Source organism: Burkholderia sp. MBR-1, from assembly GCF_013822785.1.
GTDB lineage: Bacteria > Pseudomonadota > Gammaproteobacteria > Burkholderiales > Burkholderiaceae > Burkholderia > Burkholderia vietnamiensis.
In genome coordinates, this window is the sequence record NZ_CP053611.1 from 576,662 (window position 1) to 595,604 (window position 18,943).

At 70.2% G+C, this 18,943-nt stretch carries 19 protein-coding genes; 7 read left to right on the top strand and 12 right to left on the bottom strand.

Annotated features, from left to right (window positions below):
• Window positions 1-66: 66 nt before the first annotated feature.
• The 3 genes from MBR110_RS27095 to MBR110_RS27105 all read right to left on the bottom strand — a co-directional run bounded on the left by MBR110_RS27095 (window position 67) and on the right by MBR110_RS27105 (window position 3,306).
• Window positions 67-873, bottom strand: coding sequence for a transporter substrate-binding domain-containing protein (locus tag MBR110_RS27095; RefSeq protein ID WP_011880344.1), 807 nt, complete (start codon window positions 871-873; stop codon window positions 67-69).
• 418 nt (window positions 874-1,291) lie between these two features.
• Window positions 1,292-2,644, bottom strand: a complete 1,353-nt coding sequence (locus tag MBR110_RS27100; protein WP_060043653.1) for an ATP-binding protein — start codon at window positions 2,642-2,644, stop codon at window positions 1,292-1,294.
• Window positions 2,644-3,306 (bottom strand): response regulator transcription factor, encoded by a 663-nt coding sequence (locus tag MBR110_RS27105; RefSeq protein WP_011880346.1) that lies wholly within the window; start codon window positions 3,304-3,306, stop codon window positions 2,644-2,646. The genes MBR110_RS27100 and MBR110_RS27105 overlap by 1 nt, the downstream gene beginning before the upstream one ends.
• Before the next feature lie 163 nt (window positions 3,307-3,469).
• On the opposite strand from MBR110_RS27105, the gene MBR110_RS27110 reads away from it, so the two are divergent.
• The 4 genes from MBR110_RS27110 to MBR110_RS27125 all read left to right on the top strand — a co-directional run bounded on the left by MBR110_RS27110 (window position 3,470) and on the right by MBR110_RS27125 (window position 6,423).
• Window positions 3,470-3,844, top strand: a complete 375-nt coding sequence (locus MBR110_RS27110) for a cytochrome b562 (protein WP_011880347.1) — start codon at window positions 3,470-3,472, stop codon at window positions 3,842-3,844.
• A gap of 41 nt (window positions 3,845-3,885) precedes the next feature.
• The gene (locus tag MBR110_RS27115) at window positions 3,886-4,452 is read left to right on the top strand and encodes a cytochrome b (protein WP_014725986.1); all 567 of its coding nucleotides are present in this window, start codon (window positions 3,886-3,888) and stop codon (window positions 4,450-4,452) included.
• Window positions 4,453-4,735: 283 nt separating this feature from the next.
• A complete protein-coding gene (locus MBR110_RS27120) occupies window positions 4,736-5,320 on the top strand; it encodes a hemerythrin domain-containing protein (RefSeq protein WP_041494378.1) in 585 nt (194 codons plus the stop codon).
• 152 nt (window positions 5,321-5,472) lie between these two features.
• On the top strand, window positions 5,473-6,423 hold the full coding sequence (locus tag MBR110_RS27125; protein WP_034193921.1) for a universal stress protein: 951 nt from the start codon (window positions 5,473-5,475) through the stop codon (window positions 6,421-6,423).
• A 12-nt stretch (window positions 6,424-6,435) separates the two neighbouring features.
• Here the strand turns inward: MBR110_RS27125 and MBR110_RS27130 are convergent, their stop codons facing one another.
• Window positions 6,436-8,727 carry a heavy metal translocating P-type ATPase gene (locus MBR110_RS27130; RefSeq protein ID WP_014725989.1) on the bottom strand — a complete coding sequence of 764 codons (2,292 nt, stop codon included), beginning with the start codon at window positions 8,725-8,727 and terminating at the stop codon, window positions 6,436-6,438.
• A 217-nt stretch (window positions 8,728-8,944) separates the two neighbouring features.
• On the opposite strand from MBR110_RS27130, the gene MBR110_RS27135 reads away from it, so the two are divergent.
• Window positions 8,945-9,562, top strand: a complete 618-nt coding sequence (locus tag MBR110_RS27135) for a VTT domain-containing protein (RefSeq protein WP_014725991.1) — start codon at window positions 8,945-8,947, stop codon at window positions 9,560-9,562.
• 44 nt (window positions 9,563-9,606) lie between these two features.
• Here the strand turns inward: MBR110_RS27135 and MBR110_RS27140 are convergent, their stop codons facing one another.
• Both MBR110_RS27140 and MBR110_RS27145 read right to left on the bottom strand, forming a co-directional pair.
• Window positions 9,607-10,503 (bottom strand): cation diffusion facilitator family transporter, encoded by an 897-nt coding sequence (locus MBR110_RS27140; protein WP_072465504.1) that lies wholly within the window; start codon window positions 10,501-10,503, stop codon window positions 9,607-9,609.
• 120 nt (window positions 10,504-10,623) lie between these two features.
• Window positions 10,624-10,971: a carboxymuconolactone decarboxylase family protein gene (locus MBR110_RS27145; protein ID WP_011880354.1), complete on the bottom strand. Its 348-nt coding sequence runs from the start codon at window positions 10,969-10,971 to the stop codon at window positions 10,624-10,626.
• Between the two features lie 221 nt (window positions 10,972-11,192).
• On the opposite strand from MBR110_RS27145, the gene MBR110_RS27150 reads away from it, so the two are divergent.
• Entirely contained in the window at window positions 11,193-11,627 is a 435-nt protein-coding gene (locus MBR110_RS27150; protein WP_059621583.1) for a hypothetical protein, read from the top strand.
• Window positions 11,628-11,762: 135 nt separating this feature from the next.
• Here the strand turns inward: MBR110_RS27150 and MBR110_RS27155 are convergent, their stop codons facing one another.
• The 5 genes from MBR110_RS27155 to MBR110_RS27175 are packed head-to-tail and all read right to left on the bottom strand — an operon-like array spanning window position 11,763 to window position 15,501.
• Window positions 11,763-13,169, bottom strand: a complete 1,407-nt coding sequence (locus MBR110_RS27155) for an ATP-binding protein (protein ID WP_059562260.1) — start codon at window positions 13,167-13,169, stop codon at window positions 11,763-11,765.
• Window positions 13,166-13,831, bottom strand: a complete 666-nt coding sequence (locus MBR110_RS27160) for a response regulator (protein WP_034193925.1) — start codon at window positions 13,829-13,831, stop codon at window positions 13,166-13,168. Before MBR110_RS27160 ends, MBR110_RS27155 begins: the two co-directional genes overlap by 4 nt.
• Before the next feature lie 28 nt (window positions 13,832-13,859).
• Entirely contained in the window at window positions 13,860-14,597 is a 738-nt protein-coding gene (locus MBR110_RS27165) for a cytochrome b/b6 domain-containing protein (RefSeq protein ID WP_181709792.1), read from the bottom strand.
• Window positions 14,563-15,072 carry a diheme cytochrome c gene (locus MBR110_RS27170; RefSeq protein ID WP_011880358.1) on the bottom strand — a complete coding sequence of 170 codons (510 nt, stop codon included), beginning with the start codon at window positions 15,070-15,072 and terminating at the stop codon, window positions 14,563-14,565. The genes MBR110_RS27165 and MBR110_RS27170 overlap by 35 nt, the downstream gene beginning before the upstream one ends.
• Window positions 15,073-15,084: 12 nt before the next feature.
• The gene (locus MBR110_RS27175; protein WP_011880359.1) at window positions 15,085-15,501 is read right to left on the bottom strand and encodes a DUF1924 domain-containing protein; all 417 of its coding nucleotides are present in this window, start codon (window positions 15,499-15,501) and stop codon (window positions 15,085-15,087) included.
• Window positions 15,502-15,840: 339 nt separating this feature from the next.
• Between MBR110_RS27175 and MBR110_RS27180 the strand changes: the two genes are divergently transcribed.
• Window positions 15,841-16,314 (top strand): hypothetical protein, encoded by a 474-nt coding sequence (locus MBR110_RS27180; RefSeq protein WP_011880360.1) that lies wholly within the window; start codon window positions 15,841-15,843, stop codon window positions 16,312-16,314.
• A 115-nt stretch (window positions 16,315-16,429) separates the two neighbouring features.
• On the opposite strand, the gene MBR110_RS27185 is transcribed toward MBR110_RS27180, so the two are convergent.
• The gene (locus MBR110_RS27185) at window positions 16,430-18,826 is read right to left on the bottom strand and encodes a serine hydrolase (RefSeq protein WP_181709793.1); all 2,397 of its coding nucleotides are present in this window, start codon (window positions 18,824-18,826) and stop codon (window positions 16,430-16,432) included.
• Window positions 18,827-18,943 lie beyond the last annotated feature (117 nt).

Sequence of the window (18,943 nt, forward strand, 5' to 3'; positions counted from 1 at the left end):
CGATGCAAGCCGCTGCGGCGGCCGCCGGGCGCGCCGCGGCGGCGGATCAGGCGGGGCGGCGGCCGGTCACAGCCCGGCCGGCAGCGGCTGGCCGAGCCACTTCTTCGACATCGCGCCGAGCGTGCCGTCCTGCTTTGCATGCGCGATGGCGTCGTCGATCTTCGCGAGCAGGCGCGGTTCGTTCTTGTTGACGCCGACGAAGCACGGCGAATTCTTGATCACGAACTTGACCTCGGGCCGGCGCGGCGGATTCTTCGCGAGAATCGCCGCGGCCACGATGTTGCCGGCCGCGATCAGCTGCACCTGCCCGGAGAGGAACGCCTGGATCGTCGCGTTGTTGTCCTCGAAGCGCTTGATGGTCGCGTTCGGCGCGAGTTGCGTCAGCGCGATCTCCTCGAGCGCGCCGCGCGTGGCACCCACCGTCTTGCCGGTGAGATCGGCCGGCGTGCTCACCTTCACGTCGGCCGGCCCGAACACGCCCTGGAAATACGGCGCGTAGGCGCTCGAGAAGTCGATGACCTTCTCGCGCTCCGGGGTCTTGCCGAGCGACGAAATCACCATGTCGACCTTGTTGGTCGTCAGGTACGGAATCCGGTTCGCGCTGTTCACCGGCACGAGCGCCAGCTTCACGCCGAGCGCGCGCGCGAGCAGGCCGGCCATGTCGATGTCGTAGCCTTGCGGCTGCATGTCGGTGCCGACCGAGCCGAACGGCGGATAGTCTTCAGGCACCGCGACGCGCAGCGTGCCGCTCTTGGCGATGGTGTCGAGCGCGTCGGCCTGGGCCGGGGCTGCGGCGAACAGCGCCGTCACGGAGGCAGCGAGCAACGCAGCCAGCCACGTGCGTCGGGAAAACGGTCGAATCGTCAGGCTCACGGTCAATCATCCTCGTCTGGTATGTCGTCGGGCGGCGCGCAACGATTGCGCGGCCGGCACCACACCAGCAAGAAGCGGGCCATCGTCGTGAATCGGCTGTCGCATCGGCATCGCACACACGCGCCGGCGATCTGCATTCCTCATTTCGGTGCATCGCCCGACGCGGCACGCGGCCGTTGCCCATTCGCAGCGCGCGCGAGCGCACCAAATTAACCGGCTGGTTCACGCGCGGCGCGACGATGGCGATCAGGTTGCGCGCGGGTCGAACGTCGATGGCCGCGGATGCGCGTGGCGCGGCGCGTCGGTTGGACCGATCGGCCCGCAACGCGATGGCGAGAGGAAGGCATTACGCACGCCGTGCGCGGCCGGCCGCGCGCATCCCGCCCGAAATACCGCGGCGGATGCGCGCTCGGGATACCTATCGACCCTGCACCGGCAAGGTCACGCGCACGCCGAATCCGCCGCCGTTCAGCCCGTCGACGTAGGTCAGACGCCCGCCGAGCTTGGCCACGATCCGCGCGACGATCGACAGCCCCAGGCCGCTGCCGCTCGCGTCATGATCGGCACCGCGAAAGAACCGGTCCTGCAAGCGCGCCAGATCCTCGGTCGGCACGCCGGGGCCGTCGTCGCACACCTGGAGCGTGACCGCGTCGGCGTCCTGCCAAGATGCGATTTCGACGTGCCCATGCTCGCGGCCGTACTTGATCGCGTTGTCGACGAGGTTGTCGAGCAGCACGCGAAGCAGCGTGGGCGGCGCGTGCACGACCGCGCGGCCATCGACCCGCGACGTCACGGACATCTCCTTGCGCTCCGCGCGCGCTTGATGATCGTTCACGCATGCCGCGATCAATTGACGAAGGTCGACGTCCGCGCCGTTCAACGGAACCGTCTCGTCGAGCCGCGCCAGCGCGAGCAACTGATCGGCCAGATGCGTGCTGCGGTCGACGCCCTCGACGACCCGCTGCATCGCGCGCCGCTGGCGCTCCGGATCGCGCGCGGTGAGCGCTACCTGCGCCTGGACCTTGATGGCGGCGAGCGGCGTCTTCAGCTCGTGCGCCGCGTCGCTGGTGAACGCGCGCTCGCGAACGAGCGAGTCGCGCAGGCGTTGCAGCAACGTATTGAGCGCGGCGACCAGCGGACGCACTTCATCGGGAATGCCGCGCGTGCCGATTGCGTCAAGGTTGTCGGCCGAGCGCGCTTCGATCGCGTCGGACAGCGTGCGCAGCGGCGTCAGGCTGCGGCCGATCGCGAACCAGATCAACACCGCCAGCACCGGCAGCGCGAACGCCAGCGGCCGCGCCACGCGCCGCGCGACTTCGGCGGACAGGTCCGAGCGGCGCGTGCGCTGCTCGAAGATGCGCACCGTCCGGCCGCGCGCGGCATCGGTCAGCACGTACGCGTGCCACTTAGGATTGCCCGACTCGGCCGCGCCGGATGCAGCAGCCGCAGACGCCGGCACGTCGAGCGCCGCGAGACCCGGACTGGCCGCGAGGACGTGCCCGTCGGCATCGCTGACCTGGTACAGCATCGGCGGCGCGGCATCGTTGTCGCCGTCGTCGTCGTCGCGGCCGGCGAGCACGATCTCGGCGAAGCGCGGCAGGTCGCGCGCGTCGAGCACCGCGAAGGTCCGGGCGATCTGCTCGACGCGCGTTTCGTACCATTCGTCCGCTTCGTGAATCGCCTGACGATAGCTCGACACGAGCGAATAGGCCCACACCACCACCACGCCCGACAGCACGAGCAAGGTCAGCCGTTGCCGGATCGAACGCATCACGACGCCTTCTCCACCACGTAGCCCACGCCGCGGATCGTGCGGATCAGGTCGGCGCCGAGCTTCTTGCGCAGGTTCGACACGTGCACCTCGATCGCATTGCTCTCGATCTCCTCGTTCCAGCCGTACAGGCTGTCCTGCAGCTGCGCGCGCGACAGCGGGCGGCCCTGATTCGACAGCAGTTCGACCAGCAACGCGCATTCGCGCGACGTCAGCGCGATTCGCTCGGCGCCGCGGGTGGCCGTCATCAAGGCGGGATCGACCGACAGGTCGCCGTATTCGATCGTGTCGGTGCTGCGCCCCTGCGAACGCCGCACGAGCGCACGGCAGCGCGCGACCAGCTCGGTCAGGTCGAACGGCTTGCCGAGATAATCGTCGGCGCCCGCGCTCAGGCCGCTCACGCGATCGGCCACCGTGTCGCGAGCGGTCATCACCAGCACCGGCGTATGGTCGCGACGCTTGCGAAGCCACGCGAGCAGCTCGACGCCGGACATGCGCGGCAAGCCCAGATCCAGCACGACGAGGTCGTACGGCGTGGTTTCGAGCGCCAGTTGCGCATGCCGGCCGTCGTGCGCCCAGTCGACCGTCATGCCGGCCTCGCTCAGCCCGTCCTCCACGCCGCTGCCGATCAGCTTGTCGTCCTCCACGAGCAATACCCGCATGATGCGCAACTCCTCTTCGATCCGGACCTCGCGTCCGTTGCGGCACGATAACCGCAGGCGTGCCCGCGCATCAAGCGGGTCGCGGCCGAAATCGGGCCTTAAGAATCCGTTAACGTCGGCGCCCTATCGTCGCGCTCACCGATACTGCCGACCCGAAACGCCCATGAAGACGCCCGCATTCCGATTCCGCTTCTGCGCCGCGCTCGCCGCGCTGCTCGTCGTGACCGCCGCGCCCGCGCAGGCGGGCGAGATCAAGCCGCTGATGCGCGACATGAAGCAGACGATGCAACGCGCGCTGAACAGCCGGACGACCGCCGAGATGCGCGGCTACGTCACCCGGCTCGAAAGCGACGCGCAACAGGCGAGCCGCCAGCGCTATCGCAGCGACCAGTCGACCTACGACGAAGGCATGCGCACCTTGCAGCGCGAACTGACCGAAGTCGATCGCGCGATCGCGGCGAACGATCTGCCGGCCGCCAAGCAGGCATTGCGCCGCATCAACGACACGAAGAAGCACTACCACGACCTGCTCGGCTGAGCCGATCGCACTCCCCGCCTGCCACTGAACGATATTTCGTCATGAAGACCGCTACCCGTTATCCGCTGTCGATCAGCCTGCTCCATTGGCTGCTGGCCGTCGCACTGATCGGCAACCTGATCGTCGGCCTGCTGCTGGACGACAACGAAGACCTGGTCGGCCTGCACAAGTCGATCGGCGTCGCCATTCTCTTGCTCGTGGCGCTGCGTCTCGGCAACCGGCTGCGCGCGCGCGACCGGCTGCCGCCGTCGGTCAATCCCGCCGGCACGCTGCGGCATTCGGCCGAACGCGCCGTCCACGGGCTGCTGTATGCACTGATGCTGGCGATCCCGGTGCTCGGCTGGCTGAAGACGAACGCGGCCGGGCACCCGGCCAGCTGCTTCGGGCTTTTTTCGCTGCCGACGCTGGTCGCGAAGAACCGCGAGCTGTCGCACTGGCTCGGCGAACTGCACGCACTCACCGCCTACGCGCTCGTCGCGCTGGTCGGCCTGCACGTCGCCGCGGCCGTGGCCCATCGTGTGGTCCACGCGGAAAACGTCCTGCCGCGCATCCTGCCGTGGTCGGCCCGTTCCGGCCGACGCGGGCTGCAGGCGAAGGATATCGGCTGACGCCGGCATTGCGATGCGCGGCGGCCGGACCGCTTCGAGAAGCGGCAGGAAACCGGCGTCGCGCGTCGCCCGCACGTCTCGGCAGCCATGCGGCAGACCGAACGCGATCGGCAGGCGCACACGCTCCACGCGACCGTTGATCTTCGTCAACGCCTCGGTGTCCACACCCTTCAACGACGGGCGGCGGTCGATCAATATCGACGTATCGCAACCGGGCTTCATGCGCGCAGCCGAAGCGAGCCGCGAGCACGCCGGTCATTCCGTTACCGCTGTGGGGTGTGAAATGTCGATGCCCGGGCCACGTAGCGCCGTCGCCATCATCCGCCACGAACATGCGCAGTTGTCGACCGTGATCGACGGCATGCGGCACTTCGTCCGTCGGCTCGTGGCGGGCGAGCCGGTGCCGGGCGTGATCGTGTTCCGCGCGATGCTCTATTACATCCGGGAATACCCGCAGCGCATTCATCATCCGAACGAAGACCGCTACCTGTTCGCGCCGTTGCGGGCGCGCACCGGCGAGTTCGACAGCGTGCTCGACCAGCTCGAGGCGCAGCACGACAAGAGTGACATGAAGCTGCGGAATCTCGAGCACGCGCTGACGCGCTACGAGTTGAAAGGCGCGAGCGCGCTGCATACGCTCGGCGCGCTGATGGACGATTACGCGGAGTTCCATGCGGACCATCGCTGTCTAGAAGAGACCGTGATCCTGCCGGCCGCCACCCGCGTGTTGACGCCCGACGACTGGGTCGGGATCGACGCGGCGTTCGCCGCGAATCGCGATCCGTTCGACGGCCAGCCGCTCGACGAGGATCTCGACCGGCTGTTTTCGATGATCGTCCAGGCGATCCCCGATCGGGCGCCCGATTAGCAGCGCGGCCGCCCTTCGGCCGCTGGACAGCCAGCGGCACGCATTACCCGGCGAACATGAACGCGCTTGACGAAGGTCAAGCCGCGCGCGCCTCGCGTGCGAACAATGGCCGTATGCACGATCGCCGGTTGCCACCGGACCGGGAGACCTTCATGAGCGCCAGCAACTCACCCCTCCACCCCCACCACGCGCCCCAACGGGTGCTGATCGCGATCGACGGCTCCGCCGCGTCCGATCATGCGCTCGCGTATGCGCGTAACCTCATTGCGCCGAATGCGTCGGTGCACGTGGTCAGCGTTGCGGAAAATCCGCGCACACTCGTTCCGCGCGGATCGAAATCGGCCGCGTTCTTCGAAGCGGCGCGCGACGAATTGCTGCACGACGCCGCCGACGCGCTGTCGCGCGCCACCGGCGCATTGCGGCGCGACGACATCGCGATCGACAGCGAAGTCATCGACCTGTCCGTGCACGGCGCCGATATCGCCCATGCGCTGGCCGAAACCGCGCAGGCGTGGCGCGCCGATCTGCTGATCGTCGGCGCGCGTCAGCATCACGGCCTGCTGCGGTGGATCGAAGGCACGGTGTCCGGCCCGCTCGGCCACCTCGCCGGCTGTCCGCTGCTGATCGTCCCGGAAGGGTTCCAGCCGGCCGCCGAGCATGTGCCGGCGCGCATGCTGTTCGCCGTCGACGGCAGTGCGATCGCCCTCAACGCACTGCGCGCGGGCCTCAAATTCGCGCGGTCGGACACCGAATTCCGCGTGATCCACGTCGTGGACCGGCCCGTATCGCTGGGCGATTTCGTTCCCGTCGAGACGCTGGAACAGGCGTCGATCGACGAAGGCCGCCGCGTCCTGCAAAAAGCCGTCGCGCTGTTCGACGGCGCGGCCCGACACGCGCAGTCGCAGCTGATTCAAACCGACCGCACCGGCGACGACGTATCGCAACGGATCGTGCACGACGCGAGCGGCTGGCATGCCGACCTGATCGTGATGGGCACCCACGGACGGCGAGGCGTCACGAGCTGGGTGCTCGGCAGCGTGGCGCGCCGCGTCGCGCGGATCGCGCCAACGCCGGTCCTGCTCGTGAACGCGCCGCATGCGTAGCGCGCTAGCGCGTCACACGTCCGCGCCCACCGCGTGGAACAGCTCCTCCTCCTGCGCGCAATGCAGGCGGACGATCGCTTCGAGCCCGTACAGCGTCCGTTGGATCGCCTGAGCGCCCGCGGCGTCGGCGTGTTCGCGCGGCAGATCGGCGACCATCTGCCTGAGCGCCCTGACCATCCGGAAGATCTCGCGGTGCGCGCCGCTCATCGCCGCAAGCGGATCCTCGCCGCCGAGCAGCGGCGCGAGACGCGCGTAGACGTCGCGGTCGTCCGCGCGCTCGTGCGGCAGCAGCCGCGCGTCCAGCACACCGATCATCCGCGCCGATTCGCTCGCGATGGTCGCGGCCGGCAAGCCGGGGATGCGATCGGCGAGATCCCGCAACTGGTCGAGCAGCGGCGACAACGCGGCGTGCTCGCGCTTGAGCTGCTCGACGTCGAGGCCGCTCGGCCGCGCCTCCGACGGCTTCGCGCGGACCAGCAACACGCGCAGCGCATTGACGATCACGACGACGTCGATCACCTCCTGAATCACCGCGCCCGCAATCGGCGGCAGTAATCCGGCCGCCGCGACCGCCATCGCGAGCACCGACAACGACATGCCGGCCACCACGCTCTCGAGCGCGATGCGGCGCGCGCGGCGCGCAATGCGGATCGCATCCACGAGGCGGTCGAGCCGGTCGACCAGCAGCACCACGTCGGCGGCCTCGGACGACGCGGCCGCGCCACGCGCGCCCATCGCGATGCCGACGTCGGCGGCCGCGAGCGCCGGCGCGTCGTTCACGCCGTCGCCGACCATGATCGTCACGCCGTCCTTGCGAGCCGACTGGATCGCGGCGAGCTTGTCCGTCGGCGTTTGCTCGGCGCGCACGTCGGTCACGCCGAGCAGTTCGCCGACTGCCAGCGCGATATCGCGCCGGTCGCCGGTCAGCATCACGAGGCGCTCGACGCCTTCGCGCTTGAGTAGCCGCAAGGCGCGCGGCGTCTCCAGCCGCAGTTCGTCGGCCAGCTCGATCGCGCCGATCATCGCGCCATCCACGCCGACGAATACCGCCGCGCCGCCCTGGCCGCCGACGCGCGCGACGAACGCATCGCTCCACGGCGCCGGCGTCGAGCACGCCGCGACGAAACTAAACTTGCCGATCGTGACCGTGTGACCGTCGACGCTGCCCGTCACGCCTTCGCCGGGCGTCTCCAGTACGGCCGACGGCGCCGACAGACCGACGCCGCGCTCCCGTGCGGCAACCGTCAGCGCGTCCGAAATCACGTGCGCCGACGCCTGTGCGAGCGACGCCGCGAAGCGCAGCACGTCGGCGGCGGCGACCTGCGCGCCGCATTCGATCGCGACGATGCGTGCGCGCCCGCCGGTCAGCGTGCCGGTCTTGTCGAAGAACAGAATCGTCGCTTGCGCGAGGCGTTCCAGCGCGCCGCCGCCCTTGACCAGCACGCCGCGCTTCGAGCAGCGCGACATGCCCGACACGATCGCGACCGGCACCGCGAGAATCAGCGGACACGGCGACGCGACGACGAGCACCGCGAGCGCGCGGCCGACGTCGCCGGTCGCGAGCCACGCGCCGCCCGCGACGAGCAGCGCAATCACGACGAAGCCCGCCGCGTAGCGATCCGCGACGCGCACGGACGGGCTGCGCTCGCGCTGCGCGCGCTCGACCATCCGTACGATGCCGGCAAACGTGCTGTCGCCGGCGGTCGTGCGCGCCACCATTTCGAACGGCGCGCCGGCGTTGACCACGCCGCTGCATGCGGTTTCGCCCGAACGTCGCCGCTGCGTGGACGATTCGCCGGTCAGCATCGATTCGTCCAGTTCCGCGTCGCAGGTGAGTGTGCCGTCGACCGCGACGCACTCGCCGCTGCGCACCAGCAGCCGGTCGCCGGGGACGATCGCATCAGGAGCGACGGGCCGCCATTCGCCATGCTCGAACCGCGTCGCCTGCCGCGGCGCGCGGCCGAGCAGCGCGGTCATCTCGCGTTGCGCGCGGCGCTGCGCGTGCTGCTCCAGCGTCCGCCCGCTCGCGAGCATCAATGCGATGACCGCGGCGGTCAGCGTCTCGTCGAGCGCGAGCGCGAGCCCGATAGCGAGCCACGCGAGCACGTCGATGCCGGGCTGCCGGCGCGCGACCGCCTTGGCGACGGTGACCGTCAACGCGAGCAGCACGGGCAGCGCGCCGAGCAGCCACACGAGGCGCGCGAGCGCAGGCAGGCCGAACGCGACGCACGCGCCGCCGGCGGCGAGCGTGACGGCAGACAGAACCAGCAACGTGAAATCGAGCGACCAGCGCATTCGGGGCATGACGAGTTTTCCGGTTGCCGCGCGTGGGCCCGAGCGTTGCGTCGGGCGCCGTTGACGACGGCGTGGCATCAGTCTAGAAAATGCCGCGCTTCGACCGTTGACGTGGGTCAGCCCGACGCGCGTGCCCGCGCGGTGCGTTGCTTGACGTGAGTCAACGGGGCGGCCCGTCTCTTCAGCACAATCGAAACGTGACACCGGATGGTCTGGAGCCGATATCGTGCTGACGCTGGCTGTGCTGTTCCTGCTGATTCTGCTGCTGAATCTCGTGCCGGCATTCGCGCCGCCCACCTGGATGGCGATGTCGTGGGTGGGCTTCAACCTGCCCGACGGCAATCCGTTCGTGTTCGCCGTCGTCGCGGCGGCCGCGGCCACCATCGGCCGCGTGATCCTCGCGACCTTCGCGCGCTCGCTGGTGCGCTCGCGCTGGGTGCGGGACGCCGATCGCGAGAACATCGCCGTGGCGACGCGCTGGCTGCGCAAGCACGGCACGCTGACCGCCGGGGCGTTCTTCCTCTATGCGCTGAGCCCGCTGCCGTCGAACTATCTGTTCATCGCATACGGGCTGTCCGGCTTGCCGCTCAGGATCATCGCCGCGGCGTTCTTCATCGGCCGCGTGACGACCTATGCGATCTGGGCGCACGTCGGCCGCTTCGCGTCCACGCAGCTCGACGCCGAGTCCGAACTCGGCGGCAGCTATCTCGGCGGCTACTTCATCGTCACGCAGCTCGTGCTGCTCGCATGCATCGTCGTGTTGATGAAGCTCGACTGGCACGCGCTCGTCCACGAACGTCGATTGACGTTCCGGCGCGGCCAGCGCGTGCGCCGCTCCGATTGAGGCCGGCGCGGGCGTGCGTTGGCCGATACGCCGCCCGTCCCCTCTTAATTTCGGTGAAGCGCTGCGGCTTCGACCGCCGTTTCGCGCTTGCGCGGATCGACGTGCGTCATCACGTTCAGCACCCGATGATGGCGCAGCACGCGCGCGCGCGCGTCCACCGCGATGTCGTGCCCTTGCGCGACGGTGAGATCGGCGTCGATGTCGAGATGCACGTCGACCAGGATCAGATCGCCGGTCTTGCGCGTGCGCAGGTCGTGCAGGTCGAGCACGCCGGGCGTGGCGAGCAGCGTCGCGCGGATCGCCTGCACGTCCTCGGCGTCGGCCGCGCGGTCCATCAGATCGTGCAACGCGTTCCAGCCGAACGTCGCGCCCATTTTCACGATCATCCCGCCGACGATCAGCGCGGCGACCGGATCGAGCAGCGGATAGCCGAGCAGGTTGCCCACGATCCCGCATCCGACCACCAGCGACGACGCGGCGTCCGACCGCGCATGCCACGCGTTGGCCACCAGCATGCTCGACTTCACGCGCGTCGCGACCGCGAGCATGTAGCGGAACAGGCTCTCCTTCGCGACCAGCGCGACGAGCGCCACCCACAGCGCCGCGACGTGGACGCGCTCGATCGCCTCCGGATGCTCGAGCTTCTGCACCGCCGACCACAGCATCCCGCCGCCGACCACCAGCAGGATCGCGGCCAGCGCGAGCGACGCGCCGGTTTCGAAGCGTTGATGGCCGTAAGGATGCTTTTCGTCGACCGGCTTGCGGCTGTGATGACCGGCCAGCAGCACGACGAAATCCGCGACCAGATCGGACAGCGAATGAATGCCGTCCGCGACGAGGCCCTGCGAGCGCGACAGGATGCCGATCACCACCTGGCCGATGCTCAGCGTGAGGTTCACCGCGACGCTCACCCAGGTGCTTCGGGTAGCCGCGGCGGCCATGGCGGGCGTCGCTTCGGCGACAGTTTCGGGTACGGCGTCGGGGTTGTTCTGGATCACGATTCAGTTCACGTTACAGGGTTAGCAAATTCGAATGTCGCTGGCAGCACCCGACAGCGGCGCTCAAGCGGCCAGCTGGTCGTAAGCGATCAGCGCATGGGCCGCGTACATCATCGACGGGCCGCCGCCCATGTACACGGCGACGCCGGCCACCTCCTCGACTTCCTCGCGCGTCGCCTTCAGCTTGATCAGCGCCTGCACGTGGAAGCCGATGCAGTCGTCGCAGCGCGATGATATCGCGATGCCCAGCGCGATCAGCTCGCGCGTCTTCTTCGTCAGCGCGCCGTCGCGCGTGCCGGCCGCCGCCAATGCGCCGAACGCCGACATCAGATCGGGCTGCGACTGCCGCAGCTTGCGCATCTGCTCGGTAATCTCGGCGGTTCGTTGACGATAGTTCAGTGAATCGGTCATGGCAGGTCGCCTCCGCGTTGGGGAAATCGGACCGGCTCACGGCGTCGCGCCGCGGTCGCTGCACGCGACGCACGATGATGCACCGCAGGAGCGACATCGCCGTGACGGCCGGCACACGTTTCGATGGTATGAGCGGCTCCCGGACGGCCCTTGATCTGCCGCAATGGACAGGCTGCGCTCACGTGTACCGTTGAACGCATGCAAACCGTCGGGAGACTGCCATGTTTCGCTTGAATACCTTCACCGCACACTGCGTGATCGGCGTCGCGATCGCGATGTCGGCCGGGCTGGCCCACGCGCAGGCGAGCCAGCCGGGCCAGCCTGCACGCGGCGGCGTCGAATCGGGGCACATGATCTACGGCAGTCAGCTGATGACGCCGGCCGAGCGCACCGAATACCGGACGCGGATGCTCGCGGCAGCATCGGACGCCGAGCGCGACAAGATCCGCGCCGAGCATCACGCGCAGATGCAGAAGCGCGCGAAGGCGCGCGGCATCACGCTCCCCGACGCGCCGCCGATGCGCGGCATGCATCGCGGCCAAGGGATGGGAATGGGGTCCGGGATGGGGCCAGGTTCGGGGATGGGGTCCGGCATGGCCCCCGGCTACATGCAGGGGCAGCCCGGCGGCCCCGCCAGCGGCGCTGCCGGCCAATGACCGCGCGGCGCGGTGCGCCGGGCGAGGACCGAGGCCAGCCTGACACGCGCGCCGAGCCAGCCACGAAAGGCCGCTGCGGTGACCTTCGGTCACGCGCCGACGCTGTGCGGTGTGATTCGCGACGGACATGATTGCCTAGTGCGCGGCTGTGCCGGCTGCATCGGCTGCATCGGCTGCATCGGCGGCCGGCCACGACACGACGACGCACAACCCGCCCAACGCCGCCGAACGCCCGACCTCGAGGTCCGCCTCATGCGCGGCCGCGATGCGCCGCACGATCGACCAGCCCAAACCACTGCCGCCCGGCCGGCTTCCCGCCGGCCGAAAGAACCGCTCGCCCAGCCGGCGCAGATCGTCGTCGCCGATGCCCGGGCCGCTGTCCTCGACGCGCAGCGTCGTGCGCCCGTCGCATCGCGCGACCGACACGGTGATGCACGCGTCGGCCGGGCTGTAGCGAATCGCGTTGTCCACCAGATTGCGCACCATCGACTCGAGCAACGGCTCGTTGCCGCCGACGAGGCACGGCGCTCGCGCATCGAGTTCCAGCCGCTGCCGCATGTCGATCGACCGTGGCGCGGCTTCCGCGACCACGCGTTTCGCGAGCGCCGCCAGGTCCACCGAGGCGCGCTGGGCCAGCGCGCCCGCATCGAGACGCGACAGCAACAACAGCTGATCGACGAGCCGCGCGGCCCGATCGCAGCCTTCGAGCACGCCGCGCAGCGCATGCCGGCGCGGCGCGTCGTGGCGCTCGGCCAGCGCGACCTGCGCCTGCGCGCTGACGGCCGCGATCGGCGTGCGCAACTCGTGCGCCGCATCGGCAGTGAAGCGCCGCTCGGCGTCCATCACCGCACGAATCCGTTCGAACAGGCGGTTCAGCGCGTCGAGCATCGGCTGCATTTCGAGCGGCGTGCGCTCGAGCCGAATCGTGTCGAGCGCCTGCGGGTTGCGCCTGGCGAGTGCGCGGCCGAAATCGCGCAGCGGCGACGTGCCGCGGCGCACGGCCCAGCCGATCGCCAGCACCAGCAGCGGCAGCGCGGCCGCCATCGGCCAGAACGCGCTGCGCATCACCGCGCCGAGGATCGACTTGCGCGAATCGATCCGTTCGCCGACGAACACCTGGACGTCGTGGCGCACGCCGTGCACGACGAAGACGCGCCACGCATCGCCGTCGATCGCGACGGTCCAGAATCCCGACGCGCGAGCCTGCCCGGTCAGCTCGGGCGCCACCATCGGCTGCGACGGCGCGTTTTCCGAATGCAGGCCGAGCCGGCCGTCGTGGAATACCTGGAACGCCACACGCGGCCCGTACGGATGCAGCATCGGCGCGTCGATCGCGGTGTCGTCGTCGTCCGGCCCGCGCGCCTGCTGCGCGACCAGCAGCGCGGCGGCCTGCGCGAGGTGACCGTCGAGCAGCCGGTCGATCTCGCGCTGCGCATCGAGCCACGTCAGCATCAGCGTCGCGAGCCAGACGCCGAGCACCACGGCCGGCACCAGGGTCAGCAGCCGGCCGTGCAGCGAGCGCGCGGGCAGCAGCGCCTTCATGCGGCGTCCCGCATCAGCACGTAGCCCACACCGCGCACGGTGCGGATCACTTCGCTGCCGAGCTTCGCGCGCAGCCGATGGATGTGGACCTCCACCGCATTGCTCTCGACTTCCTGCCCCCAGCTGTACAGATACTGCTCGATCTGCTCGCGCGACAGCACCCGCCCGGCGTTGAGCATCAGGATGTGCAGCAGGTCGAACTCGCGCGTCGACAGCGCAACGGCCACGCCCGCGCGGCGCGCGGTGCGCGACGCGGGCTCCAGCTCGACGTCGTGCGCGCGCAGCCGTTCGGTCGGCCGGCCGTGCGCGCGCCGCACCAGCGCGCGGAGGCGTGCGCCGAGCTCGTACAGGTCGATGGGCTTGATCACGTAGTCGTCGGCGCCCGCGTCGAGCGCGCGGATGCGGTCGGGCACCGCGTCGCGCGCGGTCAGCACGAGGATCGGCAGCGCAATGCCGTCGCGGCGAATGCGTTGCAGCACGTCCATGCCGTCGACGAGCGGCAACCCGAGGTCGAGCACCGCGGCCGCATGAACGTGCGCGCGCAGCTCGCGCTGCGCCGCGTCGCCGTCGCGGACCCAGTCGACCTGGAACCCTTGCTGGCGCAACCCGGCGCGGATGCCGTCGCCGAGCAGGACATCGTCTTCCACGAGCAGGATGCGCACGATCGGGCACTCACTCAGCCGGCGGCCGTCAATCGTCGTCGCGGTCCGCGCCGTGCGCGGGGCGTCCGATGTCGGTCGCGACCGGGCCGTCGCCCGGCGCGGGTTGCGGCGCCGCGTGCCATTGCGTCCACCACCAGCCGATCGCCGCGGCCGTCATGATCGCAGCGACGCTCCACCACGCGCGCCGGATGCCGTCGCTCGGCGCACCGCGCTTGTAACCGGTCACCATCGCGCGGGCCAGATTCTCGCGGTGCACGATGCTGCTGACGAACACCGCGCCGACGTGCACGGCGACGAGCACGAGCATCGCGTTCGCCACGCCTTCATGCAGCTCGCCGAACGCTTCGCCGTTACCGTTGTACGCGGCCCAGCCGCTCGCGCCGAGCGCGGCCGTCATCGCCAGCATCGCGACGATCGCGACCGCGCCGGCCGGGTTGTGGCCGACGTGATGTTCGGGCCGGCCTTTCGCGAGGCTCAGCAGATAGCGGACCACGGCCGCCGGCGAGCGCACGAACGACGAGAAGCGCGCATGGCGCGTGCCGGCCACGCCCCAGACGACGCGAAACGCGACGAGCGCCAGCATCGTGTAGCCGAACGCGACGTGCATCAGCCGCCATCGTTCGCTTTCGGCGCTCAGCCACGCACCGGCAAATGCGATCACCATCAGCCAGTGAAACGCGCGCACCGGCGCGTCCCACACCAGCACGCGTTCGGCGCGCGGCGTGGCCGGTTCAGCGGGCGCCTGGAATGCGGACGAATCGTTCATCGAAATTTCCCTTGTCTGCCTGCGTATGACATGCGGCGCAATTGGACGGCCGCTTCACTGCCGGGCTGTTCCACACCGCGGCCGGTACTTCGTCGTGGGTCGAGATGAACCACGACGAGCGCGTGATCCTGTCGTCGGGCGGCCGCCGCGCCGCAGCGCCCGTCGCCGCGTGCGCGCTCAGCCAGGTCTGCAGTTGCGCGACGGTTGCCGCATCGAGCGTCGCGTCGGTGCCGAAGTGATGCTCGAGACCGTTGAGGATGCGACGCCACGACTCGGCCGGCAGCGCGCCCGGCGGATAGGCGACGTGGCAGGTCGCGCACTCCTGCTTGTAGCGGGGCAGCAGCGGCACGGCCATGCCGCGCATTTCGTCTTCGGCGAGGACGGTGTGCGGCAGCAGCGAAACCAGCAGCGCCGCGGCGATGCCGGCCCGCAGCGCGGGGCGCCACGACGAGATCGTCGGTTCTACACGGTTCATCTGCGTTCCCCTTCAGGGTTTCAACGTGATCAGCCACGCGAGGATGTCGGCCTTTTCGGCAGCCGAGCATTCGCGCCCGACGACGTCCTTGCAATTTCGGCGAAACCATTTTTCGGAGCGTGCGCCGTCCGAGAACCGCGCCGGGTTGAACGCGGGCGCGAGCGGCTCGATCGTCTTGCCGGTCACGACGTGCCGCCCTGCACCGGTCGGCGAGCTACCGTGACAGCTCGCGCAACTCCATTCGCGTCCGTGGCGGGACGTGAAGAACTGTTGTCCGCGCAACGGCACCGCGGCCGTGCCCGCCTGCGCCGTGTAGCCGGCCAGCAACGCGGCCGGTGTTTCGGCATGCGCGCCGGCGCCGGCGGCCATGCATATCGCGGCCGCCGCGCAGGACCGGCGCAGCATGCGAACCGAGTCAGATAGACGCATCGTGATCCTCCTGAGCGATGCATTCATCTTCGGGCGCGTTCCTTACCGGATTCTTAAGGAAGCGGCGTGTCACCGTTCGGCGGCGAGCTGACGGTCATACACTCGTGCCGCCTTGACGCACGTCAAACGTTGCGACACCTGCCGAAGCCGGAACTGGAGCCGGCGTCGGACGCGATGCGGCCGCTCGCGCACCGAAACGAGCGGCGCGCCGGCCCGATGGCGTGGTGGCGCTTGACCTGCATCAAGCCGGCACGCGCGTTCCGCGTCAGCATGGACACGCTACCGTTTGCTCCGCACGTGCACGGCCGATGCGGCAGCCCAATCCCCGAGGAGACTTCGATGCGATCGAGACCTTTCGTTGTACTGCTTGCGTGGCTGGCATTGCTGGTCGGACAGGTAGCGCCTGCCGCTGCGAACGACCTGACGCGCAGCGTGACGTCCGGCGACATTGCCGTCAACTTCGGCGTGGTGCCGGCGAATCAGACTGCCGCAGCGGGCGGCAGCGCCGCCGACGCGTCGTCGAACGTGAACCTGTATCTGCTGACCGTCGCGCTGTTCGACCGGTCGACCGGCAAGCGCATCGAAAACGCGCACATCACGGCCGTAGTGAAGGGCCCGCGCAGCGAAGCCAGCTCGTTTCACACGAAGCCGAAGCAGATGCAGCTCGAACCGGCGCGGGACGGCAATGCGGTCACGTACGGGCACGTGTTCGACGCACGCTGGAAAGGCATCTATCACATCGACCTCGCGATCACGCGAGACGGCTCGACGCATGTCGAGCATGTCCGCCTGAACTACGACCAGCAGTTCTGAGCTTCCGACCGGGTCGGCAGCGCCAAGGGTGCGCCACCGCGACGCGCGGCGGTCACGGCGACGCCGTTCCGTTGCGCAGCCGGCCGAACACCCGACGCCGCACGCCGACCCGCGCTTAATACAGCAGGAACGCCGCCCGCTCGGGCGCGAACGCGGCATTTTGCGCAGCGACGAACGCTTCGATGTCGTCGAGCGAGCGCCCCGCTTCCAGCATGTCGGCCACCTCGCGCGAGCCGACCGACGCGCGGATCGCATCGATCCGGAACCGCGCCGGATAACGGCGGTGCAATGCCAGCGCGAGCGCCAGCCCGATCTCGCCGGGCCGCGTCGCGCCCGGCAGCCGTTCGATGCGCACGCCTTCGCAGAGCCTGCCGCGATATTGGCCCTCGGTCGGCACGAAGCGCACCGGCGAGAACGTCGCGGCGAGCCGCATCGCGCGCAAATCGTCCGCGACGCTGCGCGCGTCGATCCACGGCGCGCCGACCACGCTGAACGGGGTCGCGGTGCCGCGCCCGACACTGACCGCCGCGCCTTCCACGAGCCCCGTCTCCGGATAGAGCGACAGCGCGGCCGTATCGCGCAGGTTTGGCGATGGCGGCAACCAGCCGAGCCCCGTGTCGTCGAAGCGCATCGTGCGCGCGTAGTTCGCCAGCGGCACCACGCTGAGCGTCGCGCCGATCTGCAGCCGGTCGTTGAACAGCCGGGCCAGTTCGCCGATCGTCATGCCGGGCGCGAGCGGCAGCGCGTAGTAGCGCGTGAAGGTCGACGGCCCCGCGTCGGCGACGGGCCCGCCGAACGCGTCGGCGCCGAGCGGGTCGGGACGGTCGAGCACGATCACCGGACGATGGGCGGCCGCGCCGGCTTCGAGCGCATAGCCGAGCGTCGCCAGGTACGTGAAGAAGCGCACGCCCGCGTCCTGCAGGTCGACGACCAGCACGTCGACGTCGGCCAGCAGCGCGGGCGCGATCGTGCGGCGCTCGCCGTACAGGCTGTGAACGACCGCGCCGGTCGCCGCATCGACGCTGTCGCCGAACGTGTCGTCCACGTCGGTGCCGAGCCCGTGCTCGGGCGCGAACAGCGCAACGAGCCGTGCGCCCGGCGCGTGCGCGAGCAGGTCGGCCGTGCGCCGGCCGAACCGGTCGAAGCCGCTGCGGTTCGTGACGAGCGCGATGCGCTTGCCGGCCACCGCCGCGTAGCCGCTCGCGGCCAGCACGTCGATGCCGGCCAGCACCGGCCCGCGCGATGGCGGCGGCCGGACGGCGGCGGCGAGCGCGTCCGCCATCGGCGGCACGCGCGCGGCGATCTGCGCCGGCGTCACCGGCGCCGCCGCGCTCGATACGATGCCGACCACGAGCGCGCGCAACGGCATCGCGGTGCCGGTTTCGTCCGGATAGAGACGACTCGTCAGCACGATCGCGAAGCGACGCGTCACGGGATCGATCCATAGCGCCGTGCCCGTGTAGCCGAGGTGTTGCAGCGCGCCGACCGGCGGCAGCCGGTAGCGGTTCGCCACGAGCGGCGGCCCGACCGCCCAGCCGGGCGTGTGCAGCTCGCTTGGCGTGTCGGCCGGGAGCGGTGTTTCGAGTTCGGCGACGCTGCGCGCGCTCAGCACCCGCGTTGCACCGAGCGTGCCGCCGTTCAGCAGCATGCGCGCGAAGCGCGCCAGATCGTCCGCGCTCGCGAACAGGCCCGCATTGCCCGCCACGCCGCCCAGCGCCGCCGCGACCGGATCGTGCACGCGGCCTCGCAGCAGGCGGCCGTCGCGTACGACGGTGGGCGCCACGCGCGCGCTCAGCGGGGCGGCTGGGCGGAACGTGGCGCTCGTCATCCCGAGCGGCCCGAACACGTGCTCGGCGCACCACGCGTCGAGCGGTCGGTGCGACACGCGCCGGACGATCTCGCCGAGCACCACGTAATTGACGTCGCTGTAACGGACGCGCGTGCCGGGCGTCGCGACCGGCGCCATCGCGACGATGTCGGCGAGCACGGCCGCTCGGCTGCGCAGCGCGCGGGCCGACGACACGCCGGCCGGCAGCCCCGACACGTGCGCGAGCAACTGGCGGATCGTGATGCCGACCTTCTCGTTCGTGCCGAACGCCGGCCAGTAGTGCGCGGCCGGCATGTCGAGGCCGAGCATGCCGCGCTCCGCGAGCTGCATGATCGCGACGGCCGTCGCCACCGGCTTGGTCAGCGACGCGAGGTCGAACACGGTGTCGGCCGTCATCGGCTCGGCCTGCTCGCCCGTCACGCGCGCACCGCGGGCGACCCGCACGCGCGCGCCGTCCGCGTCGCCGGTCACGACCACGGCGCCCGCGAGATGCCCGTCCGCGATCTCCGCGGCGATCGCCGCGTCGATCGCGGCCGCCTGCCGCGACGCAGCGGGCGCGTCGGCTTGCGCCCACGCGTCGGCCGCGCGGAATGGGCCGAGCGGGCCGAATGGGCCGAACGCGAGCAGCAACGCGCCGCTCAGCGCGACAGCGCGGCGCAATCGCACCCATCGAACGCGTTCCACTGGATCGCCTCCTTCGTGGCGGCGGATGGATCGAGGCCGGCATGCGAGCGCGTCGCTGCCGAGCCGAGGCCGGGAGTCCTGCACGCCTACCTTCGGGTCGGCGCCGACCCGCCGCGC